The sequence below is a fragment of the Comamonas sp. genome (assembly GCF_009360615.1).
Lineage (GTDB): Bacteria > Pseudomonadota > Gammaproteobacteria > Burkholderiales > Burkholderiaceae_C > Comamonas.
In genome coordinates, this window is sequence record NZ_SPEY01000018.1 from 40,414 (window position 1) to 65,681 (window position 25,268).

The 25,268-nt window shown below is 64.4% G+C and carries 20 protein-coding genes and 1 riboswitch; of the genes, 19 read left to right on the top strand and 1 reads right to left on the bottom strand.

All coding sequences use genetic code 11. From position 1 onward, the window contains the following. Positions 1 to 58: 58 nt before the first annotated feature. From kdpC to E2583_RS04955, 9 genes are all read left to right on the top strand, one after another. Entirely contained in the window at positions 59 to 772 is a 714-nt protein-coding gene (gene kdpC / locus E2583_RS04915; RefSeq protein ID WP_291593653.1) for a K(+)-transporting ATPase subunit C, read from the top strand. Between the two features lie 3 nt (positions 773 to 775). Beyond that, entirely contained in the window at positions 776 to 2,866 is a 2,091-nt protein-coding gene (gene kdpB, locus E2583_RS04920) for a potassium-transporting ATPase subunit KdpB (RefSeq protein ID WP_291593654.1), read from the top strand. 87 nt (positions 2,867 to 2,953) lie between these two features. Then, positions 2,954 to 3,841 (top strand): TorF family putative porin, encoded by an 888-nt coding sequence (locus E2583_RS04925; protein WP_291593655.1) that lies wholly within the window; start codon positions 2,954 to 2,956, stop codon positions 3,839 to 3,841. Positions 3,842 to 3,870: 29 nt separating this feature from the next. Then, positions 3,871 to 6,564: a sensor histidine kinase KdpD gene (locus E2583_RS04930; RefSeq protein WP_291593656.1), complete on the top strand. Its 2,694-nt coding sequence runs from the start codon at positions 3,871 to 3,873 to the stop codon at positions 6,562 to 6,564. 35 nt (positions 6,565 to 6,599) lie between these two features. Further along, entirely contained in the window at positions 6,600 to 7,307 is a 708-nt protein-coding gene (locus E2583_RS04935) for a response regulator (RefSeq protein WP_291593657.1), read from the top strand. 18 nt (positions 7,308 to 7,325) lie between these two features. After that, positions 7,326 to 7,422: riboswitch (S-adenosyl-L-homocysteine riboswitch) on the top strand. Positions 7,423 to 7,497: 75 nt separating this feature from the next. Beyond that, positions 7,498 to 8,928 carry an adenosylhomocysteinase gene (gene ahcY / locus E2583_RS04940; RefSeq protein ID WP_291593659.1) on the top strand — a complete coding sequence of 477 codons (1,431 nt, stop codon included), beginning with the start codon at positions 7,498 to 7,500 and terminating at the stop codon, positions 8,926 to 8,928. Positions 8,929 to 9,230: 302 nt separating this feature from the next. After that, complete coding sequence (locus tag E2583_RS04945; protein ID WP_291593660.1) at positions 9,231 to 10,427, top strand: TlyA family RNA methyltransferase; 1,197 nt, start codon at positions 9,231 to 9,233, stop codon at positions 10,425 to 10,427. 117 nt (positions 10,428 to 10,544) lie between these two features. Next, on the top strand, positions 10,545 to 11,372 hold the full coding sequence (metF, locus tag E2583_RS04950) for a methylenetetrahydrofolate reductase [NAD(P)H] (RefSeq protein WP_291593766.1): 828 nt from the start codon (positions 10,545 to 10,547) through the stop codon (positions 11,370 to 11,372). Between the two features lie 139 nt (positions 11,373 to 11,511). Further along, positions 11,512 to 12,189 (top strand): septal ring lytic transglycosylase RlpA family protein, encoded by a 678-nt coding sequence (locus E2583_RS04955; protein ID WP_291593768.1) that lies wholly within the window; start codon positions 11,512 to 11,514, stop codon positions 12,187 to 12,189. Between the two features lie 113 nt (positions 12,190 to 12,302). Here the strand turns inward: E2583_RS04955 and E2583_RS04960 are convergent, their stop codons facing one another. Next, complete coding sequence (locus tag E2583_RS04960; RefSeq protein ID WP_291593661.1) at positions 12,303 to 13,169, bottom strand: 23S rRNA (adenine(2030)-N(6))-methyltransferase RlmJ; 867 nt, start codon at positions 13,167 to 13,169, stop codon at positions 12,303 to 12,305. Between the two features lie 332 nt (positions 13,170 to 13,501). Between E2583_RS04960 and rplM the strand changes: the two genes are divergently transcribed. The 10 genes from rplM to E2583_RS05010 all read left to right on the top strand — a co-directional run bounded on the left by rplM (position 13,502) and on the right by E2583_RS05010 (position 25,257). After that, complete coding sequence (gene rplM, locus E2583_RS04965) at positions 13,502 to 13,930, top strand: 50S ribosomal protein L13 (protein ID WP_003059004.1); 429 nt, start codon at positions 13,502 to 13,504, stop codon at positions 13,928 to 13,930. Between the two features lie 10 nt (positions 13,931 to 13,940). Further along, on the top strand, positions 13,941 to 14,333 hold the full coding sequence (gene rpsI, locus E2583_RS04970) for a 30S ribosomal protein S9 (protein WP_003059002.1): 393 nt from the start codon (positions 13,941 to 13,943) through the stop codon (positions 14,331 to 14,333). 211 nt (positions 14,334 to 14,544) lie between these two features. After that, positions 14,545 to 14,910, top strand: a complete 366-nt coding sequence (erpA, locus tag E2583_RS04975) for an iron-sulfur cluster insertion protein ErpA (protein ID WP_003059000.1) — start codon at positions 14,545 to 14,547, stop codon at positions 14,908 to 14,910. 112 nt (positions 14,911 to 15,022) lie between these two features. Continuing rightward, positions 15,023 to 16,447: a multidrug transporter subunit MdtD gene (gene mdtD / locus E2583_RS04980; protein ID WP_325801187.1), complete on the top strand. Its 1,425-nt coding sequence runs from the start codon at positions 15,023 to 15,025 to the stop codon at positions 16,445 to 16,447. 318 nt (positions 16,448 to 16,765) lie between these two features. Continuing rightward, positions 16,766 to 18,376 carry a xanthine dehydrogenase small subunit gene (gene xdhA / locus E2583_RS04985; protein ID WP_291593668.1) on the top strand — a complete coding sequence of 537 codons (1,611 nt, stop codon included), beginning with the start codon at positions 16,766 to 16,768 and terminating at the stop codon, positions 18,374 to 18,376. 1 nt (position 18,377) lies between these two features. Beyond that, positions 18,378 to 20,804: a xanthine dehydrogenase molybdopterin binding subunit gene (gene xdhB, locus E2583_RS04990; RefSeq protein WP_291593670.1), complete on the top strand. Its 2,427-nt coding sequence runs from the start codon at positions 18,378 to 18,380 to the stop codon at positions 20,802 to 20,804. Positions 20,805 to 20,967: 163 nt separating this feature from the next. Next, the gene (locus tag E2583_RS04995) at positions 20,968 to 22,269 is read left to right on the top strand and encodes an NCS2 family permease (protein WP_291593672.1); all 1,302 of its coding nucleotides are present in this window, start codon (positions 20,968 to 20,970) and stop codon (positions 22,267 to 22,269) included. Positions 22,270 to 22,681: 412 nt separating this feature from the next. Next, entirely contained in the window at positions 22,682 to 23,665 is a 984-nt protein-coding gene (locus E2583_RS05000) for an ABC transporter substrate-binding protein (protein ID WP_291593674.1), read from the top strand. Positions 23,666 to 23,677: 12 nt separating this feature from the next. Then, complete coding sequence (locus E2583_RS05005; RefSeq protein WP_291593676.1) at positions 23,678 to 24,535, top strand: ABC transporter permease; 858 nt, start codon at positions 23,678 to 23,680, stop codon at positions 24,533 to 24,535. Then, positions 24,532 to 25,257: an ABC transporter ATP-binding protein gene (locus tag E2583_RS05010; protein WP_291593678.1), complete on the top strand. Its 726-nt coding sequence runs from the start codon at positions 24,532 to 24,534 to the stop codon at positions 25,255 to 25,257. Before E2583_RS05005 ends, E2583_RS05010 begins: the two co-directional genes overlap by 4 nt. Positions 25,258 to 25,268 lie beyond the last annotated feature (11 nt).

The following is a 25,268-nucleotide window of genomic DNA, read 5'->3' on the forward strand; positions in this document are numbered from 1 at the left end:
CTTCCCATTGATGCCAATGGCCTGCAGCCGTGATGCGGCAGCAGGCCGGGGAGCAAACATGAAAACATCGATTCAAACTCTTTCCGCTTCCGTGCTGCCAAACCCGGCACAAGCGCAGCCCGAGGCGCAAAACGCCTCCTGGCCCCGTCTGCTGGGCAGCAGCGTGCGCGCTGCCCTGCTGGTGATGGTGGTCTCAGGCATCGCCTACCCCTTGATGACCACAGGGGTCGCGCAGGCGCTGTTTCCCCATGCTGCCAATGGCAGTCTGATCGAACGTCAGGGCCGGATCGTCGGCTCGGCCCTGATCGGCCAGCAGTTCACCGGTCGGCAGTACTTCCAGGGCCGTCCCAGCGCCACTGTGGCTCCTGACCCGAGCCAGGAAGGCGCGAGCGTTGCGGCTCCCTACAACGCGGGGCTCTCTGGTGCCAGCAACCAGGGGGCAACGCACAAGGACTTGTCGGAAGCCGTCGCGCAGCGCGTCGCGCAGTACCGCGCTGACAACGGCCTGGCGGCAGACCAGGCGGTGCCTGTGGATGCGGTCACTGCGTCGGCATCGGGCCTGGACCCGCATATCTCCCTGGCCAATGCCCGGTTGCAACTGCCTCGGGTGGCCCAGGCGCGCCAGATGTCTCAGGCCAGACTGCAGGAAATGATGGCCCAGGCCACGCAGCAGCGCAGTCTGGGCCTGCTGGGCGAGCCGCGTGTGAATGTGCTGCAGCTCAACCTGGCGCTGGATGCCATGCAGCCCGACAACAGCGCAGCGAAGGAGTAAGCCATGAGTGCACGAAAAATGACGGCCGGTCGCAGCCTGCTCGATGCCGCGCTGGTGAAGTCCGCTCTATGGGATGCGGTGCGCAAGCTCTCGCCACGCACGCAATGGGGCAATCCAGTGATGTTCGTGGTGTACCTGGGCGCGATCCTGACCAGCCTTCTGGGATGGCAGAACTTCATGGATCCGGCCAGCGAGAACAACGGATTTGTTCTGGCGATTGCGCTGTGGCTGTGGTTCACCGTGCTGTTTGCCAACTTCGCCGAGGCATTGGCCGAAGGCCGCAGCCGAGCCCAGGCCGCCAGCCTGCGGGGCATGAAGCGTGACACCGTGGCCAAGCTGCTGCAGCAGCCGCATTTCGGCAGTTCCTGGATTCCCATGCGCGCCAGCGAGCTGCGCAAGGGCGTGGTCATCTTTGTGGAGGCCGGCGACACGATTGCCCTGGATGGCACGGTGATCGAAGGCGTGGCATCGGTCGACGAAAGTGCGATCACCGGCGAATCCGCTCCCGTGATCCGCGAGGCCGGAGGCGACTTTTCTTCCGTGACGGGCGGTACACGGGTGTTGTCGGACTGGCTGGTGGTGGAGGTCACCGTCAACCCTGGCGAGTCGTTTCTGGATCGAATGATCTCCATGGTCGAATCCGCCAAGCGGCAGAAGACGCCGAACGAACTGGCTCTGACCATTCTGCTGGTGGGCCTGACGCTGGTTTTCCTGCTGGTCATCGTCACGCTGTGGCCGTTCTCGGCGTTTGCCGTGGCACAGGCCGGCACGGGCTCGGTGGTCGGCATCGCCGTGCTGATAGCGCTGCTGGTCTGCCTGATTCCGACCACGATCGGCGGCCTGCTGTCGGCCATCGGCGTGGCAGGCATGAGCCGCATGATGCAGGCCAATGTCATTGCCACCTCGGGGCGGGCCGTGGAGGCTGCCGGCGATGTGGACGTGCTGCTGCTGGACAAGACAGGCACTATCACGTTGGGCAACCGCCAGGCCTGCGACTTCCTGCCGGCGCCGGGAACGAGCGCCGCGCAGCTGGCCGAAGCGGCCCAGCTGTCCTCGCTGGCCGACGAAACCCCTGAAGGCCGCAGTGTGGTGGCGCTGGCCAGGGAGCGTCATGGCCTTGCCGATCGCAGCAGTGCCGATCAGCCGGGCGAGTCGGTACCCTTTACCGCCCAGACCCGCATGAGCGGCATGGATATCCCGGGACCACAAGGCCTGCGCAGCTTGCGCAAGGGGGCTGCCGATGCCGTGCGCCGCCATGTCGAGGCGCTGGGAGGCAGCTTCCCGGCACAGGTGCAGCTGGCCGTGGACAGTGTTTCGCGCAAGGGCAGTACGCCCCTGGTGGTGGCCGACGGTGCCAGGGTACTGGGTGTGATCGAGCTCAAGGACATCGTCAAGCCCGGCATGCGCGAGCGCTTTGCCGAGCTGCGCCGCATGGGCATACAGACGGTGATGGTGACGGGCGACAACCCGCTGACGGCTGCTGCCATTGCCGCCGAGGCCGGGGTGGATGATTACCTGGCAGAGGCCAGACCCGAGGACAAGCTGCAGCTGATCCGCTCGCACCAGGCGGCTGGCCGTCTGGTGGCCATGACGGGGGATGGCACCAACGATGCGCCGGCCCTGGCCCAGGCCGACGTGGCCGTGGCCATGAACAGCGGCACGCAGGCGGCCAAGGAGGCGGGCAATATGGTCGATCTGGACTCCAACCCCACCAAGCTGATCGAGGTGGTGGAGACCGGCAAGCAGATGCTGATGACGCGCGGCGCCCTGACCACCTTCAGCATTGCCAACGATGTGGCCAAGTATTTCGCCATCATTCCGGCCGCCTTTGTCGGTACCTATCCGCAGCTGGCTTCGCTCAACGTGATGCAGCTGCACAGCGCGGATTCCGCCATCCTGAGCGCCGTGATCTTCAACGCGCTGATCATCATCGCCCTGGTGCCACTGGCCCTGCGCGGCGTGCAGTACCGCGCCGTGGGCGCCGCCCTGTTGCTGCGCCGCAATCTGCTGATCTACGGTCTGGGCGGGCTGATCGTGCCGTTCGTGGGCATCAAGCTCATCGACATGCTGCTGACCGTGCTGGGCCTGGTCTGAGTCATAACCAGGCCCTGCTCTCTCGTCTCTCTGGCTTGTCCGCGCTCCCTGCGGGCGCGGCAAGCCTGATCCGTTTGCTTCATCATCATGCGTCTCTCCCATCCCCAACAACCATTTCACGCATCGCGTTCCCGGGTCATCAGCTCTGCGATGTTGATGATCGCTTTGAACTGTGCAGATTCCTCTGCTGCCGAGGAAACCAAGGCGCAATCTGCTTCTGACATCACAGATGCTGTGCAGGCCGACAGCAAGCCTTCCTTGACCGGCTCGCTGAGCCTGATCAGTGACTACCGTTTTCGCGGCATCTCGCAGACCTGGCAAGGTGCGGCAGTGCAGGGCGCAGTGGAGCTGGCCTTGCCCCAGGGCTTTTATGTGGGCACGTCGCTGTCCAACGTCTCTACCAACAGCTACGGCCGGGGCCAGGGGCTGGAGCACGATATCTATGGTGGCTGGCGCGGCGAGCTCGTGCCTGACTGGTTGCTGGATGCCGGGCTTTTGCAGTACCGCTATCCCGGCGCACGGCTGGGCGCTAGCGATGGCAGCAGCAAACGCTTTGACACCACCGAGCTCTATCTGGGCGCGACTCATGGCGGTCTGAGCGTCAAATGGTCTGTGGCGCTGACGCCTTATTTCGGCCTGGGCCCGAGTACCGCCGACTCGGCGTTTGCCACTGCGCTGCAACCAGCAGGCAGCAGCCGCGGAAGCCAGTATCTGGATCTGAACTATCAGCATCCGCTGGGCGATCTCGCCACTCTGGGCCTGCATGCCGGCTACACCCGGGTGCGCAACTACAGCGATGTTTCCTATGCCGACTGGCGCATCTCGCTCTCCAGGGCCTGGGGGCCATGGACCGCGTCGCTTGCGTACGCTGGGACCTCGGCCGATGCCCGGTACTACAGCGCTGTCAACAGCCGTGGCCAATGGCGTGATCTCGCACGCAGCGGCTGGTTGCTGGGCCTGAGTGCCGGGTTCTGACCGGGCTTGAGTGATACGCTGAGCGTCCGATGCCTTCATCCACTCCATCCTCCGCCGCCCAGCGCCCCGATCCCGACGCATTGCTTGCCCAGTTGCAGGCCGACAGTCAACGCGCCCACCGCGGCAAGCTGCGCATCTACTTCGGCTCGAACGCCGGGGTGGGCAAGACCTATGCCATGCTGGCGGCCGCGCAACGCGAACGCCAGGCCGGACGCGGAGTGCTGGTGGGGCTGGTGGAAACGCACGGCCGCGCCGAGACCGAGCAGCAGCTGCATGACCTGGAGCTGCTGCCGCGGCGCAAGCTGCTCTACCAGGGCCGGCAACTGGACGAGTTCGATCTGGATGCCGCACTGGCGCGCCGCCCGGAAGTGCTGCTGCTCGACGAGCTGGCACACAGCAATGTGAGCGGATCGCGCCATCCCAAGCGCTGGCAGGATGTGCAGGAGCTGCTGGAAGCGGGGATCGAGGTGTGGACCACGCTCAACGTCCAGCATCTGGAAAGCCTCAACGATGTGGTGGGCGGCATCGTGGGCATACAGGTCCACGAGACCGTGCCCGACCATCTCTTTGACGACGCCGACGAAGTCATCGTGGTCGATATCCCGCCCGAGGAGCTGCTCAAGCGCCTGAAGGCAGGCAAGGTCTACCCGCTGGAGCAGGCCGAACGAGCCTCGCGCAATTTCTTTCGCCAGGGCAATTTGCTGGCGCTGCGCGAGCTGGCCTTGCGCCGCACGGCAGACCGGGTCGATGAAGACATGCGTGACTATCGCCGCGAGCGTGCCATCGGCGATGTCTGGCCGACGCGCGAGCGCCTGCTGGTGGGGGTGAGCGGTCGCGCCGGTGACGATGCCCTGGTGCGCCAGGTGGCGCGTCTGGCCAGGCGGCTGGAGGCCGACTGGGTGGTGGTCTATGTGGATGCGCCCGAGCGCCAGCACCGTCCCCGGGCTGCCCAGGAAGCCGTGCTCAGGACCCTGGCGCTGGCCGCGCGTCTGGGGGCTGAAACGGCCACCATTCCCGGAGCCCATGTGGCCCAGGCCCTGGTGGACTTCGCGCGTGAGCGCAATGCCAGCCATCTGGTGCTGGCGCGCGCGCAGCAGGCTGTGAGCCGCTGGCTGCGCTGGCGGACACCCAGCCTGTCCGAGCAGATCGCGGCGCTCGATCCCGGGCTCGACGTGCTGCTGCTGTCCGTTAAGCAGAGCAAGCATGAGGGCAGCATGCGCCTGCCGGCAGAGCGCGAGCAGCCCGTCCCCTGGAAGGGCTATGCAGGCGTGACACTGGCCTGTCTGGCGGCCACGGCGGTGGCGGAGCTGCTGCTGCGGGTGTTCGACCCTGCCAATGTGGTCATGCTGTTCCTGCTGGTGGTGGTGCTGTCCGCCGTGCGCTGGGGGCGCGGCCCCGGAGCATGGGCGGCCCTGCTGTCGGTGCTGCTGTTCGACTTCTACTTCGTGCCGCCGCGCAACTCCTTCAGCGTCAACGATACCCAGTACCTTTTCACCTTCAGCCTGATGCTGGGCGTAGCCCTGGTCTGCGGCCAGCTCACGGCGCGGCTGCGCCACGAGGCGCGTGTGGCTGCAGAGCGCGAGCGCCGGGCCGGCGCGCTGGCCAGGCTGGCGCGCGACCTGTCGGGGGCGCTGACGCAGGAGCAGGTCGTGCGCATCGCGCTGACCACGATGTCAGGCGTTTTCGACGCCCAGACCGGGCTGCTGGTGCCCGATGCCGACGAGCAGCTGCATCTGGCGCAGGGCAGCGAGGGGGCGATCGATACCAGCGTGGGCCGCTGGAGCATGGAGCATGGGCAGATGGCCGGCCACGGCACCGATACCCTGGCGGCAGCGCCGGCGCTGTATGTGCCGTTGATGGCGCCCGTGCGCTCGCGCGGCGTGCTGGTGCTGCAGCTGCGGGCGCCGCAGAAGTTGCGGGTGCCCGAGGAGCGCCGCCTGCTCGATGCCTGTGCCAGCCAGATCGCGCTGGCGCTGGAGCGCGTGCATTTTGTGGAGGTGGCGCAGCAGACCCTGATCGCCATGGAGGGAGAGCGCATGCGCAACACCCTGCTCTCGGCCGTCTCGCACGATCTGCGCACCCCGCTGACGGGCATTCTGGGAGCGGCCCAGGCGGCCTTGCCGCATGCCCCGCAGGGGCCGGCCCATCACATGCTGCTGCAGATTCGCAATCAGGCTCAGGCGCTGCAGCAGCTGGTGGACAACCTGCTGGCCATGGCGCGCCTGCAGCAGGGAGGCGTGCAGCTCAAGCGCGAATGGCTGCCGGTGGACGAGCTGGTGGGCAGTGCGCTGGCACAGATGCGTGAGAGACTGGCCGCGCATGCGCTGCAGACCTCGCTGCCGGCCGGGCTGCCTTTGCTGCAGCTCGATGCCGTGCTCATGGAGCGGGTGCTGGTCAACCTGCTGGACAACGCCATCAAGTACACGCCCGAGGGCACGACGATCACCGTGGCCGCGCGCGTGCTGGACGGCGACTGCGTGCTGAGCGTGCAGGATGCAGGACCGGGTCTGCCCGGGCATCTTTCGCCCGAGCAGCTGTTCGAACCCTTCACCCGGGGTCAGGCGGAGAGCGCCGTGTTTGGCATGGGACTGGGCCTGGCGCTGGCGCAGCGCATCGTGCAGGCGCATGGTGGCCGATTGCAGGTGGCGGCGGCAGAACCCGGGCCGGGAACCGTCTTCAGCATATTGCTGCCTGTGCCCGAGCAACCCTCCATGGACGAATGAGCCGACAATCCCGTGCATCACTTGCAAATCCGAACATGACGAGCGCCGCACCCCGCATCCTGCTGATTGAAGACGACGCCAGCATCCGCCGCTTTGTGCGCCTGGCACTGGAGGACGAAGGCTGGCAGGTGTTCGAGTCCGAAACCGCCAGGCGCGGCCTGATCGAGGCCGCCAGCCGCCAGCCCGACGCCGTGGTGCTGGACCTGGGTCTGCCCGATGCCGATGGCAAGACCGTGATTGCCGAGCTGCGCGGCTGGAGCCAGTTGCCGATTCTGATCCTGTCGGCGCGCGAGCAGGAAGAGGAAAAGGTGGCTGCGCTGGACGCCGGGGCCGATGACTACCTGACCAAGCCCTTTGGCGTACCCGAGCTGCTGGCCAGGCTGCGCGTGATGCTGCGCCGTCGCCAGCAGGTGTCGTCGACGGACAAGCCCGGCAGCTGTGCGCGTTTCGGTGCGGTGACGGTGGACCTGGCGGCGCACGAGGTCCGGCGTGACGGCGTGGCCGTGCACCTGACGCCCATAGAGTTCCGGCTGCTGGCAACCCTGATTGCCGGCCATGGCAAGGTGCTGACGCACCGGCAGCTGCTGCTTCAGGTCTGGGGGGCGGAGTATCTGGACCGCCCTCACTACCTGCGTGTGCACATGGCCAATCTGCGCCAGAAGATAGAGAGCGATCCGGCACAGCCCCGGCATCTGATCACCGAGTTGCAAGTCGGTTATCGACTGGTGGGCCTGGAAGGCTGATTCCCTTATAATCGCTTTCCATCCGAGGAGCGTTGCAGCGTTCCCCAGCCAGCCATGCGCTGGTTTGCGCGGGGCGTGAGGCTCGGATTTCATCCCGCAACGACGCTCGCCCACGCTTTCTGTGCGGTGAGCCGGTTCATTCCCCCTCTGCTGCAGAACGTGGTTTTTCATTCAAGATTTGGAGAAAACCATGAACGCTGCCGTGCGCTTCAATCCCGCCGATTCGGCCATCACCGATATTTCCCTGGCTGCATGGGGCCGCAAGGAAATCAGGATTGCCGAAACCGAAATGCCCGGCCTGATGGCCGTGCGTGAAGAGTTTGCCGCTGCCCAGCCCCTGAAGGGCGCGCGCATCACCGGCTCGCTGCACATGACCATCCAGACCGCCGTGCTGATCGAGACGCTGACGGCTCTGGGTGCACAAGTGCGCTGGGCTTCGTGCAACATTTTCTCGACCCAGGACCACGCGGCTGCTGCCATCGCCGAAACCGGCGTGCCTGTCTACGCCATCAAGGGCGAGTCGCTGGAAGACTACTGGAACTACACCCACGCCATCTTTGAATTCGGTGCCGCCGGTACCGAAGGCGAAGGCCCCAACATGATCCTGGACGACGGCGGCGACGCCACCATGCTCATGCACCTGGGCAAGCGTGCCGAGAAGGACCTGTCCGTGCTGGCCAACCCCGGCTCGGAAGAAGAGCGCATCGTCTTCGCCGCCATCAAGGCCAAACTGGCTGTCGACCCCACCTGGTACAGCCGCAAGTCGGCCCAGATCATCGGTGTGACCGAAGAGACCACCACCGGCGTGCACCGCCTGAACGAAATGTCGGCCAAGGGCACGCTGCTGTTCCGCGCCATCAACGTCAACGACTCGGTGACCAAGTCCAAGTTCGACAATCTCTACGGCTGCCGCGAATCGCTGGTGGACGGCATCAAGCGCGCCACCGACGTGATGATCGCCGGCAAGGTGGCTTGCGTGGCCGGCTACGGTGACGTGGGCAAGGGCTCCGCCCAGGCGCTGCGCGCGCTGTCGGCCCAGGTCTGGGTGACCGAGATCGACCCCATCAATGCCCTGCAGGCCGCCATGGAAGGCTACAAGGTCGTGACCATGGAGTACGCCGCCGACAAGGCCGATATCTTCGTGACCACCACCGGCAACAAGGACATCATCCGCCACGAGCACATGGTCGCCATGAAGGACCAGGCCATCGTCTGCAACATCGGTCACTTCGACAACGAGATCGATGTGGCCTCGATCGAAAAGTACAAGTGGGAAGAAGTCAAGCCCCAGGTGGACCAGATCGAGTTCCCCGACGGCAAGAAGATCACCCTGCTGGCCAAGGGCCGTCTGGTGAACCTGGGCTGCGCCACCGGCCACCCCAGCTTTGTGATGTCCAACTCGTTTGCCAACCAGACGCTGGCGCAGATCGAGCTGTTCACCCGCCCCGATGCCTACGAAGTGGGCAAGGTCTATGTGCTGCCCAAGATCCTGGACGAAAAGGTCGCCCGCCTGCACCTGAAGAAGGTCGGTGCCATGCTGACCGAACTCAGCGACGCTCAGGCCGCTTACATCGGCGTGAAGAAGGAAGGCCCTTACAAGCCTGAAACGTACCGCTATTGATCCCAGCGTCCCCCTGAGTGGCTGTGCCCAGGCGGCCCGCGACTTCCCTCTCTCTGGCTGTGCGTCGGGAGAGGGGCGATGGCCTCGCTGGGGCCGCCCGGGCCCCTGCGCGCGGTCCCTTGCTGGGTGTACGCCAGTATCGGGGGCAGTGTTCACATACTTGATAGCTTTTTACGCTTGCACTGCATTGATTTCAGATGAATTCATGTCTGAAAATAAAGCAGGATAAGCGCAAGCAGCTACAAAAAAGATTCTCTTGCCTGCAGCGTCTGGCTGCGGTTGATTTCAAAGGAAGCGACGCGATGCGCGCAGATGTTTTTCTGGTTGAAGCAGGTCATGCTGCCACCCGTTCCCAGGCCCAGCGCCTGATTGCCTCGGGTGTGGAGTGGCGGCTGACGCCGCTGGCGCCCTGGAAGAAGGTGGCCAAGAACGGCGATGACATTCCTGCCGGTGCCGAGCTGCAGCTGCTGGATGCCGCCGAGGCCAAATACATCTCGCGCGGCGGACTCAAGCTCGAGGGCGCGCTGGCGGCGACCGGGCTGAGCGTCAAGGGCCTGCGCTGCCTGGACGTGGGCCAGAGTACAGGCGGCTTCACCGATTGCCTGCTGCAGGCCGGTGCGGCCCAGGTCATCGGCATCGACGTGGGCCATGGCCAGTTGCACGAGCGCCTGAAGAGCGACGAACGCGTGGTCTGCGTCGAGGGCTTCAACGCCCGCGCGCTGACGCCCGAGCTGCTCGAAAAGGCCTGCGACGAGGCGCTGTGCGAAGTCATCGAGGAAGAAGAGGACAACGATACCCAGCCCATCGCGCCCTATGCCTGGATGCGCAACGGCGGTCAGGTCGATGAGGACTATGACGACAGCGACGATGCCAAGGAGCAGGATGTCGAGAGCTTCAAGGCCGAGCGCGCCGCCAAGGCCAAGGCCCGCGCCGAAGGTCTGGCTCCGGTGGAGCTGCGCCGCAAGCCTGGCACCGAGAATATCGACATCAGCCCGGCCTTCGATTTCGTGACTGGCGATCTGTCCTTTATCTCGCTGACCCTGGTGCTGCCTGCCGTGGTGCAGCTGCTCAAGCCCCACGGCCAGTTGCTGATGCTGGTCAAGCCCCAGTTCGAGTTGCAGCCCGGCCAGATCGGCAAGGGCGGCATTGTGCGTGACTCGGCACTGTACGCCGAGGTCGAGAAGCGCATTCGCGACTGCCTCGGCGATCTGGGGCTGAGCGTCAAGCAGTGGCTGGACTCGCCGATAGAAGGCGGCGACGGCAATCACGAATTCTTTGTCTGGGCGCAGCAGGGCGCTGAAGTCAAGGCTCCGGCCCCCGTCGTTGCAGACGAGGCGGCGCAGGCCAGGCCTGCCGTCAAGGCGGCTGCCAAGCGCCCTTCGCGTGCCGAGATCAAGGCGCAGCGTGCCAAGCAGGAGCTCTATGAAGACCCTGAGGTCGCCAGTTTTGGCCAGCCCGGCCCGGCGCGCAGCAAGCAGAAAAAGCGCAACGAGCGTTGAGCAAGAAGCGCAACGAGCGTTGAGCAAAAAGCGCAACGAGCGTTGAGCACAAAAGCGTGGCGGGCACCGAGCCTTCGGTGCCCGTCCATGACCCAGGATTCAGAGACACAGACCGCCATGAGCTTTCCCGTCAGCTTCGAGTTTTTCCCCACCAAGACGCCCGAAGGCGCTGCCAAGCATGTGGGCGTGCGCCAGGCCCTGTATGCGCGCAGGCCCGAGTTCTGCTCCGTGACCTATGGTGCGGGCGGATCGACCCAGGCTGGCACCTTCACCATGGTGCGCGACATCCAGAACGAGGGCGTGGGCGCGGCCTCGCACTTTTCCTGCATCGGCGCCACGCATGAAAAAGTGCGTGCCGAGCTGAACGAACTCAAGGCCATGGGCGTCAAGCGCATCGTCGCCTTGCGCGGCGACCTGCCCAGCGGCTACGGCCTGGGCGGCGAGTTCCAGTACGCCAGCGATCTGGTGGCTTTCGTGCGTCAGGAGTTCGGCGACTGGTTTCACATCGAAGTTGCCGCCTATCCCGAAACTCACCCTCAAGCAAAGTCCCCTCGCAGCGATCTGGACGCATTTGTTGCTAAAGTGCGCGCTGGTGCAGATTCCGCCATCACGCAATACTTCTACAATGCCGACGCATACATGCGCTTTGTCGATGAGGTGAGGGCTCTGGGGCTCGACGTGCCGGTCGTGCCAGGAATCATGCCGATTACCAGCTCTACACAGCTGATGCGCTTCTCGGATGCATGTGGTGCCGAGATTCCGCGCTGGATTCGTCTGCGTCTGCAGGCGTTCGGAGATGACACCGCTTCCATTCGTGCGTTCGGTCTGGATGTCGTGACTCATCTATGCGAGCAGTTGCGCAGCCAGGGGGCTCCCGGGCTGCACTTCTATACGATGAACCAGAGCGTCGCCACTCTGGAGATCTGCGACCGTCTGGGTCTGTAAGCCAAAAGCTTGCCGGCCGCGAGGCGGCCGGTCTTGGGCGGCTCTCACTTGAGCTTTCAAGGAGATTGCGCCCGTGCAACCGAAATTTTGGCGCCTGCGTTGTTGTCAGTGGATAGGTCTTGCCGTCGTTACCGCGACCATGGCCGGCTGTGCTCCGCTGCCAGAGAAGCCCGAGGAACAGGCCCCCGTCGTTCAGAGCCAGCCCCGAAAGAAGGGCGCGCCGGCCAGTGTCTCCGCGCCCCTGCTGCCCGATGCCTATGCGCGCAGCAACTATCGGGACAAAGGCCTGGGCGTCAAGGCCAACAAGCCTGCGGATGCCGACAAGGCAGACCTGCCCGAAGACAGCAACAAGTACGAGCTGAGCCCCCCGCGTGAAAGCGACCAGGCGGGGCTGGCCTCCTGGTATGGCGAGCAGTTTCATGGGCGCAAGACCGCCAGCGGCGAGCGCTTTGACAGCATGGATTTGACGGCGGCGCACAAGACCCTGCCTTTCGGAACGCGCGTGTGCGTGCGCAGCTCCGTCACCGGCAAGAGCGTGGTGGTGCGTATCAATGACCGTGGTCCCTTTGCGCCCGGCCGTGTCATCGACCTGAGCAAGGCTGCGGCCCAGGAGCTGGGCATGCTGGGCCTGGGTATCAAGCCTGTGGAACTGTGGCAGCTGGATGCCGATGAGGACGAGTGCCCGGCCACGCTCAACGCATCGAGCCGAAAGCGTCACCCCAGCGTGGCGCAGGGCGCTGCCGCCGCCAAGACGCGCGCCGCGTCGGCACATCAGCCCACGCGCAAGGTGTGCCAGACCTCCAGGCGAAAACGCTGAGCTGCACAGCGCGCAACGGGCGCCAGCCGGCCCAGCAAGGAGCAGGGCGGCTCGCCCTGGCATGGGCCGTGCCCGGCCACCAGCAACGGTATTCAGCGCCCTGGCGGACGCAATCAGCCACCCGACTCCAGCGTGAATCCAGCATTGCTGTCCTGACCCAGCAGCTTGACCAGCTGCGGCATGGCGGGCTTGAGCTGCTCCTTGAGACTGAACGGCGGATTGATCAGGAACATGCCGCTGGCGGGCAGGCCGCCGCGCTCCGAGGTCTTGTTGCTCTTGACCGTGAGCGTGGCATGCAGCCAGCTCTTGCCGGCCTTGGTGGCCATGGTCTTGAGCCGCTTGGGCAGGTCATGGGCCTCGGGGCGCGGGATGATGGGGTACCAGACGGCGTAAGTGCCGGTAGGGAAGCGCTTGAGGCTGTCCGCCACCATGTCCAGCACACGACCATAGTCGCTCTTCAGTTCATAGCTGGGATCGCAGAGCAGCAATGCGCGGCGCGAGGGTGGAGGCAGGAATTTCTTCACACCTTCAAAGCCGTCCTCGTGCAGGATGGCGACCTGGCGCCGCACTTCCAGCTGGGCCATGTTGCCGGTCAGCGAGCGCATGTCGGTGGGGTGCAGCTCGAAGGCCTTGAGGCGATCGTGACCGCGCAGCAGCGCCTGGGAGATGAAGGGCGAGCCGGGGTAGTTGCGGATGGCATTGCCCTGGTTGAAGCGGCGCACCATCTGCAGGTAGTCCTGCAGCACCGGGGCCAGCTCTTCCTCCTTGGCGGCAGCCAGACGCAGCACGCCTTCTTCGGCCTCGCCGCTCTTGCTGGCGTAGTCGCCGTCCAGGCGGTACAGGCCGGCTCCGCCGTGGGTGTCGAGCACCGTCAGCGCAGCCTCTTTTTGCGTGAGGTATTGCACGGTGGCAATCAGAACGGTGTGCTTGAGCACATCGGCGTGATTGCCTGCATGGAAGGCGTGGCGGTAACTGAACATAGAGATGGATGGTAACCAGCAGGGCAAGAGGGGAACAGCACTTTTTACCCTGTGGTCTTTAAAGGCTGTCGGCGCCTGGGTGCAGAGGGAGAAACAGGCGCTAGGGGCTGTTTCACAACAGGCTGCTGCACGAAAACACGCAGATTCTGGCGTTTTTGTATAATGGCGGGCTTCGCAGCGATTTTATGGTTCCCGCGGCGAAGGCTTGGGCCAAGTTTAAATGGGTCCGAGTAACCCCGCCTAAGAGGCTTCCTTTAAAAGACCTGTCTTTTTCAAGAAGAAGCACCGACCGCGGAAAAGGGACCGCCAAACCCTCTTGAAAGAGAAAACTCATGTCTACATTCAGCGCAAAGCCCGCTGAGGTGCAACACGAGTGGTTTGTGATTGACGCCACCGATAAGGTGCTCGGACGTGTCGCCAGCGAAGTGGCACTCCGTCTGCGCGGCAAGCACAAGGCCATTTACACACCTCACGTTGACACCGGTGACTACATCGTCATCATCAACGCCTCCAAGCTCAAGGTCACTGGTACCAAGAACCTGGACAAGGTGTACTACCGTCACTCCGGTTTCCCCGGTGGCATCACTGCTACCAACTTCCGCGACCTGCAAGCCAAGTTCCCTGGCCGTGCTCTCGAGAAGGCCGTCAAGGGCATGCTGCCCAAGGGTCCTCTGGGCTACGCCATGATCAAGAAGCTGAAGGTTTACGGCGGTGCTGAGCACCCCCATACCGCACAGCAGCCTAAGGCTCTGGAAATCTAAGGAGACCTAGATGATTGGTGATTGGAACAATGGCACAGGCCGTCGCAAGTCCAGCGTCGCTCGCGTGTTTCTGAAGAAGGGCTCCGGCAAGATTACTGTGAATGGCAAGGACATTCAGCAGTACTTCGGTCGCGAAACCTCCATCATGATCGCAAAGCAACCCCTGGTTCTGACTGAGAACCTGGAGACTTTCGACATTCAAGTGAACGTCCATGGCGGCGGCGAATCCGGTCAAGCCGGTGCAACCCGTCACGGCATCACCCGTGCCCTGATCGACTATGACGCAGCTCTGAAGCCTGCACTGAGCCAAGCCGGCTTCGTGACTCGCGACGCTCGTGAAGTCGAACGTAAGAAGGTCGGTCTGCACTCCGCACGCCGCGCCAAGCAGTTCTCGAAGCGTTAATCCGTTTCGCCTGCAGGAAAGACTCTTCGGAGTCTTTTCAGAAAAAGCCGCCTCGAATGCAAATTCCTGGCGGTTTTTTCATGGGCGGCCGCAGCCTTGTCCAGCGCTTGCGCAAAGCCCCCACTTGCACTGGCGACAAAGAGATACGGCCGGTATTCCCGAGCCCCTTGCTGTACCATTTCAGGCAATCAAGAAACTACGGAGTAATGCCATGAGCGCCGTTGCTGAAACCACGACCACCGAAATGCCTTCCCCCATCGTCTTCACCGACAGCGCTGCTGCGAAGGTGGCCGATCTGATTGCCGAAGAAGGCAATCCCGATCTGAAGCTGCGCGTTTTTGTGCAAGGTGGTGGCTGCTCCGGTTTCCAGTACGGTTTCACCTTCGACGAGATCACCAACGACGACGACACCACCATGACCAAGAACGGTGTCTCGCTGCTGATCGACTCCATGAGCTATCAGTATCTGGTGGGTGCCGAGATCGACTACAAGGAAGATCTGCAAGGAGCCCAGTTCGTGATCAAGAACCCCAATGCCTCGACCACCTGCGGTTGCGGCTCCAGCTTCTCGGTCTGATTCAGATGATGGTCTGCGCGCCGACCGCTCGGGTCTGGTCTGCGCATATTGCTTAAGCCGCTGCCTGTCAGCGGCTTTTTTATGGCCGTGCTGCCTTGTTCCGGAGCTGCCCATGGGTGAGATGCCCGCCGCACACCATAGTGCCCCCCATAAAGAAAGACTGCTGTGGCTGGTGGCCATAGGCTTTTTCATGCAGTCGCTGGACGCGACCATCCTCAACACGGCCTTGCCGGCCATGGCGACCGAGCTGGGCGAGAGTCCGATGAAGATGCAGTCGGTCATCGTGGCCTATGCGCTGACCACGGCCATGCTGATTCCGGCCACGGGCTGGGTGGCCGACCGCTTTGGCACACGGCGCGTCTATGGCTGGGCAATCGGCCTGTTCGTGCTGGGCTCGGTATTGTGCGCGCTCTCGCCCAGTCTGCCGTTCCTGATTGCGGCGCGCGTGGTGCAGGGCGTGGGCGGCGCCATGATGCTGCCCGTGGGACGGCTGGCCGTGCTGCGAACCTATCCGCGTGGCGAGTTCATTCGCGCCATGAGCTTTATCGCCATTCCCGGCCAGGTCGGGCCGCTGCTGGGGCCGACCCTGGGCGGCTGGATGGTGGAGTACGCCAGCTGGCACTGGATCTTCTGGATCAATGTACCCGTCGGCCTGATCGGGCTGTGGGCCACCTGGCGCTGGTTCCCGCGCAGTGCGCCCGTGCCCGTGCACCGCTTTGACGGCACGGGCTATGCCATGCTGGCCTTCGGCATGGTGGCGATTTCCATCGCGCTGGACGGCCTCTCGGGCATGGGGCTGGGCATGGCGCTGGTGGTGGTTCTGATGGTGTTCGGCCTGGCCAGCCTGGCCAGCTACTGGATGCATGCGCTGCGCGTGGAGGAGCCCTTGTTCGCACCGGGCCTGTTCAAGGTGCGATCGCTGCGCGTGGGCCTGCTGGGCAATCTGTTCACCCGTTTCGGCAGCGGCGCTGCGCCGTTCCTGATCCCGCTGATGCTGCAGGTCGGCCTCAAGATGTCGCCCATGAACGCGGGGCTGATGATGCTGGCGACCGTCACCGGCAGCATGCTGGTCAAGCGTGTTGCGGTGCGCACGGTGCAGCGCTTCGGTTACAAGCGCGTGCTGCAGGTCAACTCCGTGATGCTGGCCGTGATGCTGGCCTCGTTCGGGCTGGTGGTGCCGGGAACGCCGGTCTGGTTGCTGCTGGTGCAGCTGTTCATCTTCGGCGGCTTCAACTCCATGCAGTTCTCGGCCATGAATTCGGTCACCCTCAAGGATATGGAGGGCGAGTCGGCCAGCAGCGGCAACAGCCTGTTGTCCATGGTGCAGATGCTGGCCATGAGCATGGGCGTGGCACTGGCCGGAGCCTTGCTCACGGGCTTCAGCGATATGTGGCCGGCGCACAGCGACGAGCGCATGCAGGCCATTCGCGCCACCTTTGCGACAGTGGCTTTGATGACGCTGGCGGCGACGCTGGTGTTCAGCCAGCTCGACGCCGATGAGCCCGTGCGCCCGGCTCCCGATGGTGGTGATGCCTGAAAGCTTGATCGCTGGTGGCGCTTGTCCATGAATGAGCCCAAGTTGTTTGTCCATTGAAGTCATTTCCTGAAAAGCGGCGTCAGCAATGGATGTGGAAGCATGATGGACCTCATGCCGCCTGGGAGTTACCCGTAGGAGACCGGGATTTGTACGGGTTCTCCCTTGATTTTGGCCATGGATATATGACGCGCTACATAGCCCCTATGAGCGCGTCCATATGAGAAGCTGCCCCTGCAGGCGTAGCCTTCGACCTTGACGAATGCTGCGTTTGGAATGCATCTTGCATGCAGGCATTCAATCTCACCCTGTCCCACGATCATGAGCACCACCCAGAACTCTCAACCGATACGCTTCTTCCACCGTGGCGAGGTGGTGGAAGTGCAAGGCCCGCACCCCACACGCTCCGTGCTGCAATGGCTGCGCGAGGATGCCCATTGCACCGGCACCAAGGAAGGCTGCAACGAAGGCGATTGCGGTGCCTGCACGGTCGTCATCGGCGAATTGGCCCAAGCCGGCGACGAGCAGGCCGTCAACGGCCTGCGCCTGCAGACCGTCAATGCCTGCATTCAATTCCTGCCCAGCCTGCATGGCAAGGCCCTGTTCACGGTGGAAGACCTCAAGAGTCAGTGCGCGGGCAAGTCTGCCTGCGCCGGCAAGCCTGCAGGCCCGCAAAGCCTGCATCCGGTGCAGCAGGCCATGGTGGAGTGCCATGGTTCGCAATGCGGCTTCTGCACGCCCGGCATCGTGATGACGCTGTGGTCGGCCTATGAGCACCACCAGCAGCAGGGCAGCGAGCCCACGCGCCAGCAGCTGGCCGACGAACTCTCGGGCAACCTGTGCCGCTGCACGGGCTACCGCCCGATTCTCGATGCCGGTCAGCGCATGTTCGATCTGCCAGCGGTGCGACTGGATACGGCACCCGTGGTGGCTGCGCTGCAAGGCCTGCAGGCCGGGGCCGGCGACGCGGGCCTGAACTATGCGGCCCCCCAGGGCCTGCGCACCGATTTCTTCCACGCTCCGCGCACGTCGGCAGAGCTGGCCCGGCTGTGCGAGGCCAAGCCCAAGGCGCGCATCGTGGCCGGCTCCACCGATGTGGGGCTCTGGGTCAACAAGCAGTTTCGCGATCTGGGCGACATGATTTACGTCGGCGATGTGGCCGAGCTGAAGCGCATCGAGGTGCGGACCGATGCCGAAGGCGGGGAGCTGTACATCGGCGCCGGGGCTTCGCTGGAGTCCGCCTGGAGCGCGCTGGTGCAGCGCTGGCCCAGCCTGACCGACGTCTGGCTGCGCTTTGCCTCCACGCCCATCCGCCATGCGGGAACCATGGGCGGCAACGTGGCCAACGGCTCGCCGATCGGCGATTCGCCTCCGGTGCTGATGGCGCTGGATGCCCAGATCGAGCTGCGCAAGGGCGAGCGTGTGCGCCGCATGCCGTTGACGGATTTCTATCTGGACTACATGAAAAACCAGCTGGAGGCCGGCGAGTTCGTGCAGGCCCTGGCGGTGCCGCTGGCGGCCATGCGGCGCCAGGTGCGCGGCTACAAGATCAGCAAGCGCTTCGATTGCGATATATCGGCCCTGTGCGCGGGCTTTGCCGTCGAGCTCGACGGCGAGATCGTGCAGTCCATCCGGCTGGCATTCGGCGGCATGGCCGCCACGGTCAGAAGAGCTGCGGGTGCCGAAGCGGCCCTGCTGGGCAAGCCCTGGAGCCTTGAAAGCGTGAAGGCCGCTCAGGCCGCGCTGGCCCAGGATTTCAAGCCCATGAGCGATATGCGCGCCAGCGCCGATTACCGGCTCAAGGTGGCGCAGAACCTGATTCAGCGTCTGTGGCTGGAGACGCGCGCCGATCAGCCGCAAGGCAGCGAGGTGACCAGTGTCTGGAGCGTGATGCCCCATGTTGTTCCTGCCGCCGTGGAGCAAGGAGTCTGAAATGAACCACCCCCGTGAACTGACGAATGAACTGGTGGCAGAAGCCTTTGCCGACTACCGCAAGAACCAGGCCTATCGCATCGACGAAGTGACCGAGGCCAAGGCCCATGACCAGGGCGCCCGCGTGGGCGTCAGCCGCAAGCACGAGTCCGCACACCTGCATGTGGCCGGCGAGGCCGCCTATATCGACGACCTGCCCGAGCTGGAAGGCACGCTGCACTGCGCCCTGGGGCTCTCGCCTGTGGCCCATGGCCGCCTGACGGCGCTGTCGCTGGAGGCCGTGCGCGCCATGCCCGAGGTGGTGGACGTGATCACGGCGGCCGATATTCCCGGCGTCAACGACTGCGGCTCCATCATCCATGACGACCCCATTCTGTGCGATGGCGAGATTCGCTACGTGGGCCAGCCCCTGTTCGCCGTGATTGCCCGCTCGCGTGATGCGGCAAGACGCGCGGCAGCCCTGGCCAAGGCGGCCGCCACCATCAGCGAGCTGGCGCCCGTGCTGACGCCGCGCCAGGCCCATGAGCTGGGCCAGTACGTGATGCCGCCCATGCACCTGGAGCGCAGCACGCGCGAAGGCGGCGCGCGCGCCGCCATGGATGCCGCGCCGCACCGCCTCAAGGGCTCCTTCGATGTGGGCGGGCAGGAGCAGTTCTACCTGGAGGGCCAGATCAGCTACGCGACCCCCAAGGAAGACGGGGCGGTGCATATCCACTGTTCCACCCAGCATCCCAGCGAGATGCAGCATCTGGTGGCGCATGCGCTGGGCGTGGCTTCACACAGCGTGCATGTGGAATGCCGGCGCATGGGGGGCGGCTTTGGCGGCAAGGAGTCGCAGTCGGCGCTGTTTGCCTGCGTGGCGGCCGTGGCGGCCACCCGGCTGCAAAAGCCGGTCAAGCTGCGTCTGGACCGCGACGACGATTTCATGATCACCGGCCGCCGCCACTGCTTCTGGTATGAGTACGAAGTGGGCTATGACGATGAAGGCCGCGTGCTGGGTGCCGAGATCTCCATGGTCTCGCGCTCCGGGCATTCGGCCGATCTGTCTGCACCGGTGATGACGCGGGCGCTGTGCCATTTCGACAATGCCTACTGGCTGCCCGATGTGCTCATGCACGGCTATATGGGCAAGACCAACACGCAGAGCAACACGGCCTTCCGCGGCTTTGGCGGGCCCCAGGGGGCGATTGCCATCGAGAACATCCTGGATACGGTGGCGCGCAGCCTGGGCCGTGATCCGCTTGATGTGCGGCGCGTCAACTTCTATGGCAAGAGCGAGCGCAACGTCACGCCCTACGAGCAGGTCGTGAGCGATAACGTGATTCATGAGCTGGTGGCCGAGCTGGAGGAGTCCAGCGACTATCGCGCGCGCCGCGCGGCGGTGAATGCCTTCAACGCCGCCAGCCCTGTGCTCAAGCGCGGCCTGGCACTGACGCCGCTGAAGTTCGGCATCTCCTTCAATGTGGCCCACTTCAACCAGGCCGGCGCGCTGGTCCACATCTATACCGATGGCTCCATCCTCGTCAACCATGGCGGCACCGAAATGGGCCAGGGCCTGAACACCAAGGTGGCCCAGGTGGTGGCACACGAGCTGGGCGTGGCCTTCGAGAATGTGCGTGTGACGGCCACCGATACCAGCAAGGTGGCCAACACCTCGGCCACCGCGGCCTCGACGGGGGCCGACCTCAACGGCAAGGCCGCCCAGGATGCCGCGCGTCAGCTGCGCGAGCGTCTCGCCGAATGCGCCGTGCGCCTGCATGGCGGCGATGCCCGGGACGTGCGCTTTGCCAACAATGCGGTCCAGGTCAACGGTCAGCATGTGCCATTTTCCGAGCTGGTGCGCGCCGCCTATCTGCAGCGCGTACAGCTGTGGTCGGATGGTTTCTATGCCACGCCCGGCCTGCACTGGGATGGCAAGCGCATGAAGGGGCACCCTTTCTTCTACTTCGCCTACGGAGCAGCCGTCAGCGAGGTGGTCATCGATACCTTGACGGGTGAGTGGAAGCTGCTGCGCGCCGATGTGCTGCACGACGTGGGCCGCTCGCTGAACCCGGCCGTCGATGTGGGTCAGGTGGAGGGCGCCTTCATCCAGGGCATGGGCTGGCTGACGACCGAGGAGCTGGTCTGGCACCCGCAAAGCGGCAAGCTCATGACCCATGCGCCCAGCACCTACAAGATTCCCACTGCCAATGACTGCCCGCCGGTCTTCAATGTGCGTCTGTTCGAGGGCGACAACTACGAAGACTCCATCCACCGCAGCAAGGCCGTGGGTGAGCCACCGCTGCTGCTGCCGTTCTCGGTGTTTTTCGCGATTCGCGATGCGGTGTCCGCCGCCGGTGAGCACCGCGTGAACCCGCCCCTGCAGGCGCCTGCCACGTCAGAGGCCATCCTGCGAGCAGTGGAAGCCGTTCAAGGGCACACTGGCTAGTTTTTCCTCACAGGTGTTGTCGCCTTGCGAGGCGGCAGCCATTCTGAGTCATGGCTGTTTGCCGCGGGGCAAGGCCATATGCTGCGCCGTCCATCCGGCGGCGCAGGACCGGGCGCGTTCCTCGCGTTGCGCCTCGCATGCAAAACAACACGGAGACTATGCAATGAACTGGACAGAGCGGATATTCAAACTCAGGGAGCACAACACCAATGTGCGCACGGAACTGGTCGCAGGGCTGACGACCTTTCTTTCCATGGCCTACATCATGTTCGTCAACCCCTCCATTCTGGGTGATGCGGGCATGCCCAAGGGATCGGTCTTTGTCGCCACCTGCCTGATCGCAGCGCTGGGCTCGACCATCATGGCGCTGTATGCCAACTACCCGATTGCGCTGGCGCCGGGCATGGGGCTGAACGCCTATTTCGCCTACGTGGTGGTGCTCAAGATGGGCTATACCTGGGAGGCAGCCCTGGGGGCGGTGTTCGTCTCGGGATGTCTGTTCCTGATCTGTACGATGCTGGGCCTGCGCGAGCTCATCATCAAGGGCATACCGCAGTCCATACGCGTCTCCATCACCGTGGGTCTGGGTCTTTTCCTGGCGCTGATTGCGCTCAAGACCGCCGGTGTGGTGGCCGCCGACCAGAATACCTACGTGACGCTGGGCGATCTGCACAAGCCCGAGGTCATCATGGCGTTGCTGGGATTTTTGCTGATCGTGGTGCTGGATCGCCTCAAGGTGCCGGGGGCCCTGCTGATCGGCATTCTGGCGGTGACCGTGGCCTCGTTCTTCTTCGGCGGCAACACCTTCCACGGCATCTTCTCGGCACCTCCCTCGATCGAGCCCACCTTCATGAAGCTCGACATCAAGACGGCGCTGACCACGGGCTTCCTCAATGTGGTGCTGGTGTTCTTCCTGGTCGAGCTGTTTGACGCCACCGGCACGCTGATGGGCGTGGCGCGCCGCGCCGGCCTGCTGGTGCCTGAGCGCATGGGGCGTTTCAACCGCTCGCTGCTGGCCGATTCGGGCGCGATCTTCGTGGGCTCCATGCTGGGAACCTCCAGCACCACCGCCTATGTGGAGAGCGCTGCCGGCGTGCAGGCCGGCGGCCGTACCGGCCTGACAGCCCTCACGGTTGCCATGCTTTTCCTGGCCTGTTTGTTCATCGCGCCGCTGGCCGGTGTGGTGCCCGGCTATGCCACCGCACCCGCGCTGCTGTTCGTGGCCTGTCTGATGCTGCGTGACCTGACGGAAGTGCAGTGGGATGAGACCACCGAAGCCATACCGGCAGTCGTCACCGCGCTGATGATGCCTTTCACCTACTCCATCGCCAACGGCCTGGCCTTCGGCTTCATCACCTATGCCGTGCTCAAGCTGTTCACAGGCAAGGTCAAGGAAGTGCACTGGATCATGTGGGTGATTGCCGCCCTGTTCCTGTTCAAGTTCATCTACGTCGGCGGTCACTGAGTCCTCAGGCGCTGATCAAACCCGGCATGGCTCGATGGAGCCGGCCGGACATGACACCCAAGATGCGAAAAGCAGTCCGGCCACTGGAGGGGCGGGCTGCTTTTTGCATTGCGAGCAGCTGGCCATCGGCTCGGCGGACTCCGGCCTGTCCCCGGGCCGCCGCGCAGCCCGGCCTCAACAACTTTGATTTCATGAGCATATTGCCGAATCACAGCCTGCGGTGCATGGGTGCGCATGGCCTCGATCGCTGCCTGCCGTCCTAAGTGCCTGACAGCACTGAGAAATCCAGGCACGGCCGCCGAACCGGCACCGATGCTCGGATGAGTTGGTTGTTTCCAAATTTGAAATCAATATTTTTGAATCGACCAACGGCTCCCTAGCATCTGCCCGGTTGCATACATGGGAGAAGAAAGTGGACAAGCGTCGATTTCTGCTGGCTGGGCCTTCATGGCTGGCAATGGCGGCCGCAGGCGTCAGCGGTGCTGCGCATGCAGCGTCGGACGCCAAGACCCGGCTGGTCGTCGCTGACCAGAGCGAGCTGATCCGCCATCTGCTGGATGCCAGCGGCGAGCGCAAGAAGATCGGCTTTCAGCTGGAACTGCCCAATTTCGCAGGCGGTCCGGCCATCTTCGAGGCCATCCGCGCCGGAGCGCTGGACATGGCCTATGTGGGCGACACACCTCCCATCCAGGCGCGTGCAGCAGGCGTGAACCTGCCCATCATCGCAACCTTCACCCGAGCCAGAGCGGAATATCGTTTGCTGCAACATGCCGGCGCCGGTGTGGAGCGCCTGAGCGATCTGCGTGGCAAGCGTGTGAGCTATGTCGAAGGCTCGGGTCGCCAGGTTTTCCTGATCGAGGCCCTGAACCGGGCGGGCCTGACACTCAAGGATGTCACGCTGGTGCATCTGCGCGTGGCTGAACTCAACGATGCCCTGCGCGCCCGCGCGGTCGATGTCGCCACCATTGCCGAACCGCATGTCACGCGGCTGTCCAGGCAGATCGGTGCGCGTGTAGTGCCCGATCCCCTGGAGCGTCAGCTGCTGCCTTCCACCTCTTATATCTATGCCCGTCCGGAGGTGCTGGCCGATCCGCAGAAGGCCGAGGCCATCCGGGAGTTCCTGGCTGCTTTCGTGCGCGCGGGGCGCTGGAGCAATACCCATCGCAAGGAATGGGAGCAGCATTACCTGCGCAATTTCCAGCGTCTCGATGCCGAGAGCGCGGCAGCCATCCAGGCGGCCCAGGCTCCGCTGGAGTTCCAGACGGCGGCGCAGGCACAGCCTCACCACCAGAAGCTCATCGACATCCTGCACAGCGCAGGCAGTCTGCCCCGGCGCCTGGATGCCAGGGATTCCTTCCTGGCGAGCTATGACGGCGTGATCGTCGCCAATCGCTGAGGAGCCGCCGTGATGACACCGATTCCTCTGGAGGTCCGGGCGGCAGAGTGGCAACCCGGAGACCGATCATCGCCGCTCGCGCGCGGCGGAAATGCGGCGGCACTGGTGCCGGCCCGCCTGCCGCCGGGCATGCTGCTGGCCGGCCCTGTCCTGCTGCTGCTGTCATGGGAGGCCGCGTCGCGTCTGGGCTATCTCTCGCCCGAGACACTGACCGCACCGTCGCAGGCCCTGCGCACAGGCTACGAGATGGTGCTCGACGGCAGCCTCCTGCCGCACCTGCTGGCTTCGGCCGGGCGTGCCTACACGGGACTGTTTCTGGGTATCGTGGTCGGCGTGCTGCTGGCGCTGGCCGCCGGACTGAGCCGCACCGGCGAGGCCCTGATCGACGGCCTGGTGCAGGTCAAGCGGGCCGTTCCCACGCTGGCGCTGATTCCGCTGGCCATCATCTGGCTGGGCATCGGCGAGGCGATGAAGGTTTTCCTGATCTTTACCGCCGTGCTGATTCCCATCTACATCAACACGCATGCGGCGCTGCGCAGCATCGACATCGGCCACGTGGAGCTGGCGCAGACGCTGGGACTGTCCCGTGCCGAGTTCATCCGCAAGGTGGCCCTGCCGGGGGCATTGCCTGGCTTTTTCGTGGGCCTGCGCATGGCGGTCTCGCTGTGCTGGACGGCGCTGGTGGTGCTGGAGCTGATCAACACGCAGACCGGCATCGGCTATCTGATGAACCGCGCACGGGACTGGGGGCAGACCGATGTGATCGTGGTGGGCATCCTGATCTATGCGCTGCTGGGCCTGCTGTCCGATGCCGCAGTGCGCCGTCTGGAGGCGCGCGTGCTGTCCTACCGGAGGTCGCTGGGGTCATGAGCCGTCCATTATTGACAGGTGCCGTGCAGCTGCATGGCTTCAGCCGCAGCTTTCAAGGCAGGCAGGTGCTCGACGATCTCCATCTCGATATTGCACCAGGGCAGTTCGTGGCACTGCTGGGGGAGTCGGGCTCGGGCAAGACCACGCTGTTGCGGGCCCTGGCCGGTCTGGATGTGGACGCCCGGAGTTCAGGGGCGGCCGTTGCACATGGCAATGTGTCCGTCCTGTTCCAGGACTCGCGCCTGCTGCCCTGGCTGACGGTGCTGGACAACCTGACGCTGGGTCTGGATGCACAGGCTGCCCGTCCTGCCGCAGGGCAGTTGCTGCGCGAGGTGGGGCTGGCAGACAAGGCCGCTGCCTGGCCTGCCACCTTGTCGGGCGGGCAGAAGCAACGTGCGGCACTGGCCCGCTCCTTGCTGCGAGAGCCCAATGTGCTGCTGGCCGACGAGCCTTTTGGCGCCCTGGATGCCCTGACCCGCTTGCGCATGCAGGGCCTGCTGCGGCGCATGGTGGAGCGCGTACGCCCGACGGTGATCCTGGTCACCCACGATGTGGATGAGGCCCTGCTGCTGGCAGACCGCATCCTGGTGCTCAGGGACGGAAAGATCGCCGAAGACCATGCGCTGGACCTGGCCCATCCGCGGCGCCCTGATCACCCCGCTTTCATGCAGCTGCGCGCGACCCTGCTGCGCAGCCTGGGCGTGGAAGCCGAATTTGTCTGAGAGACGCTGTG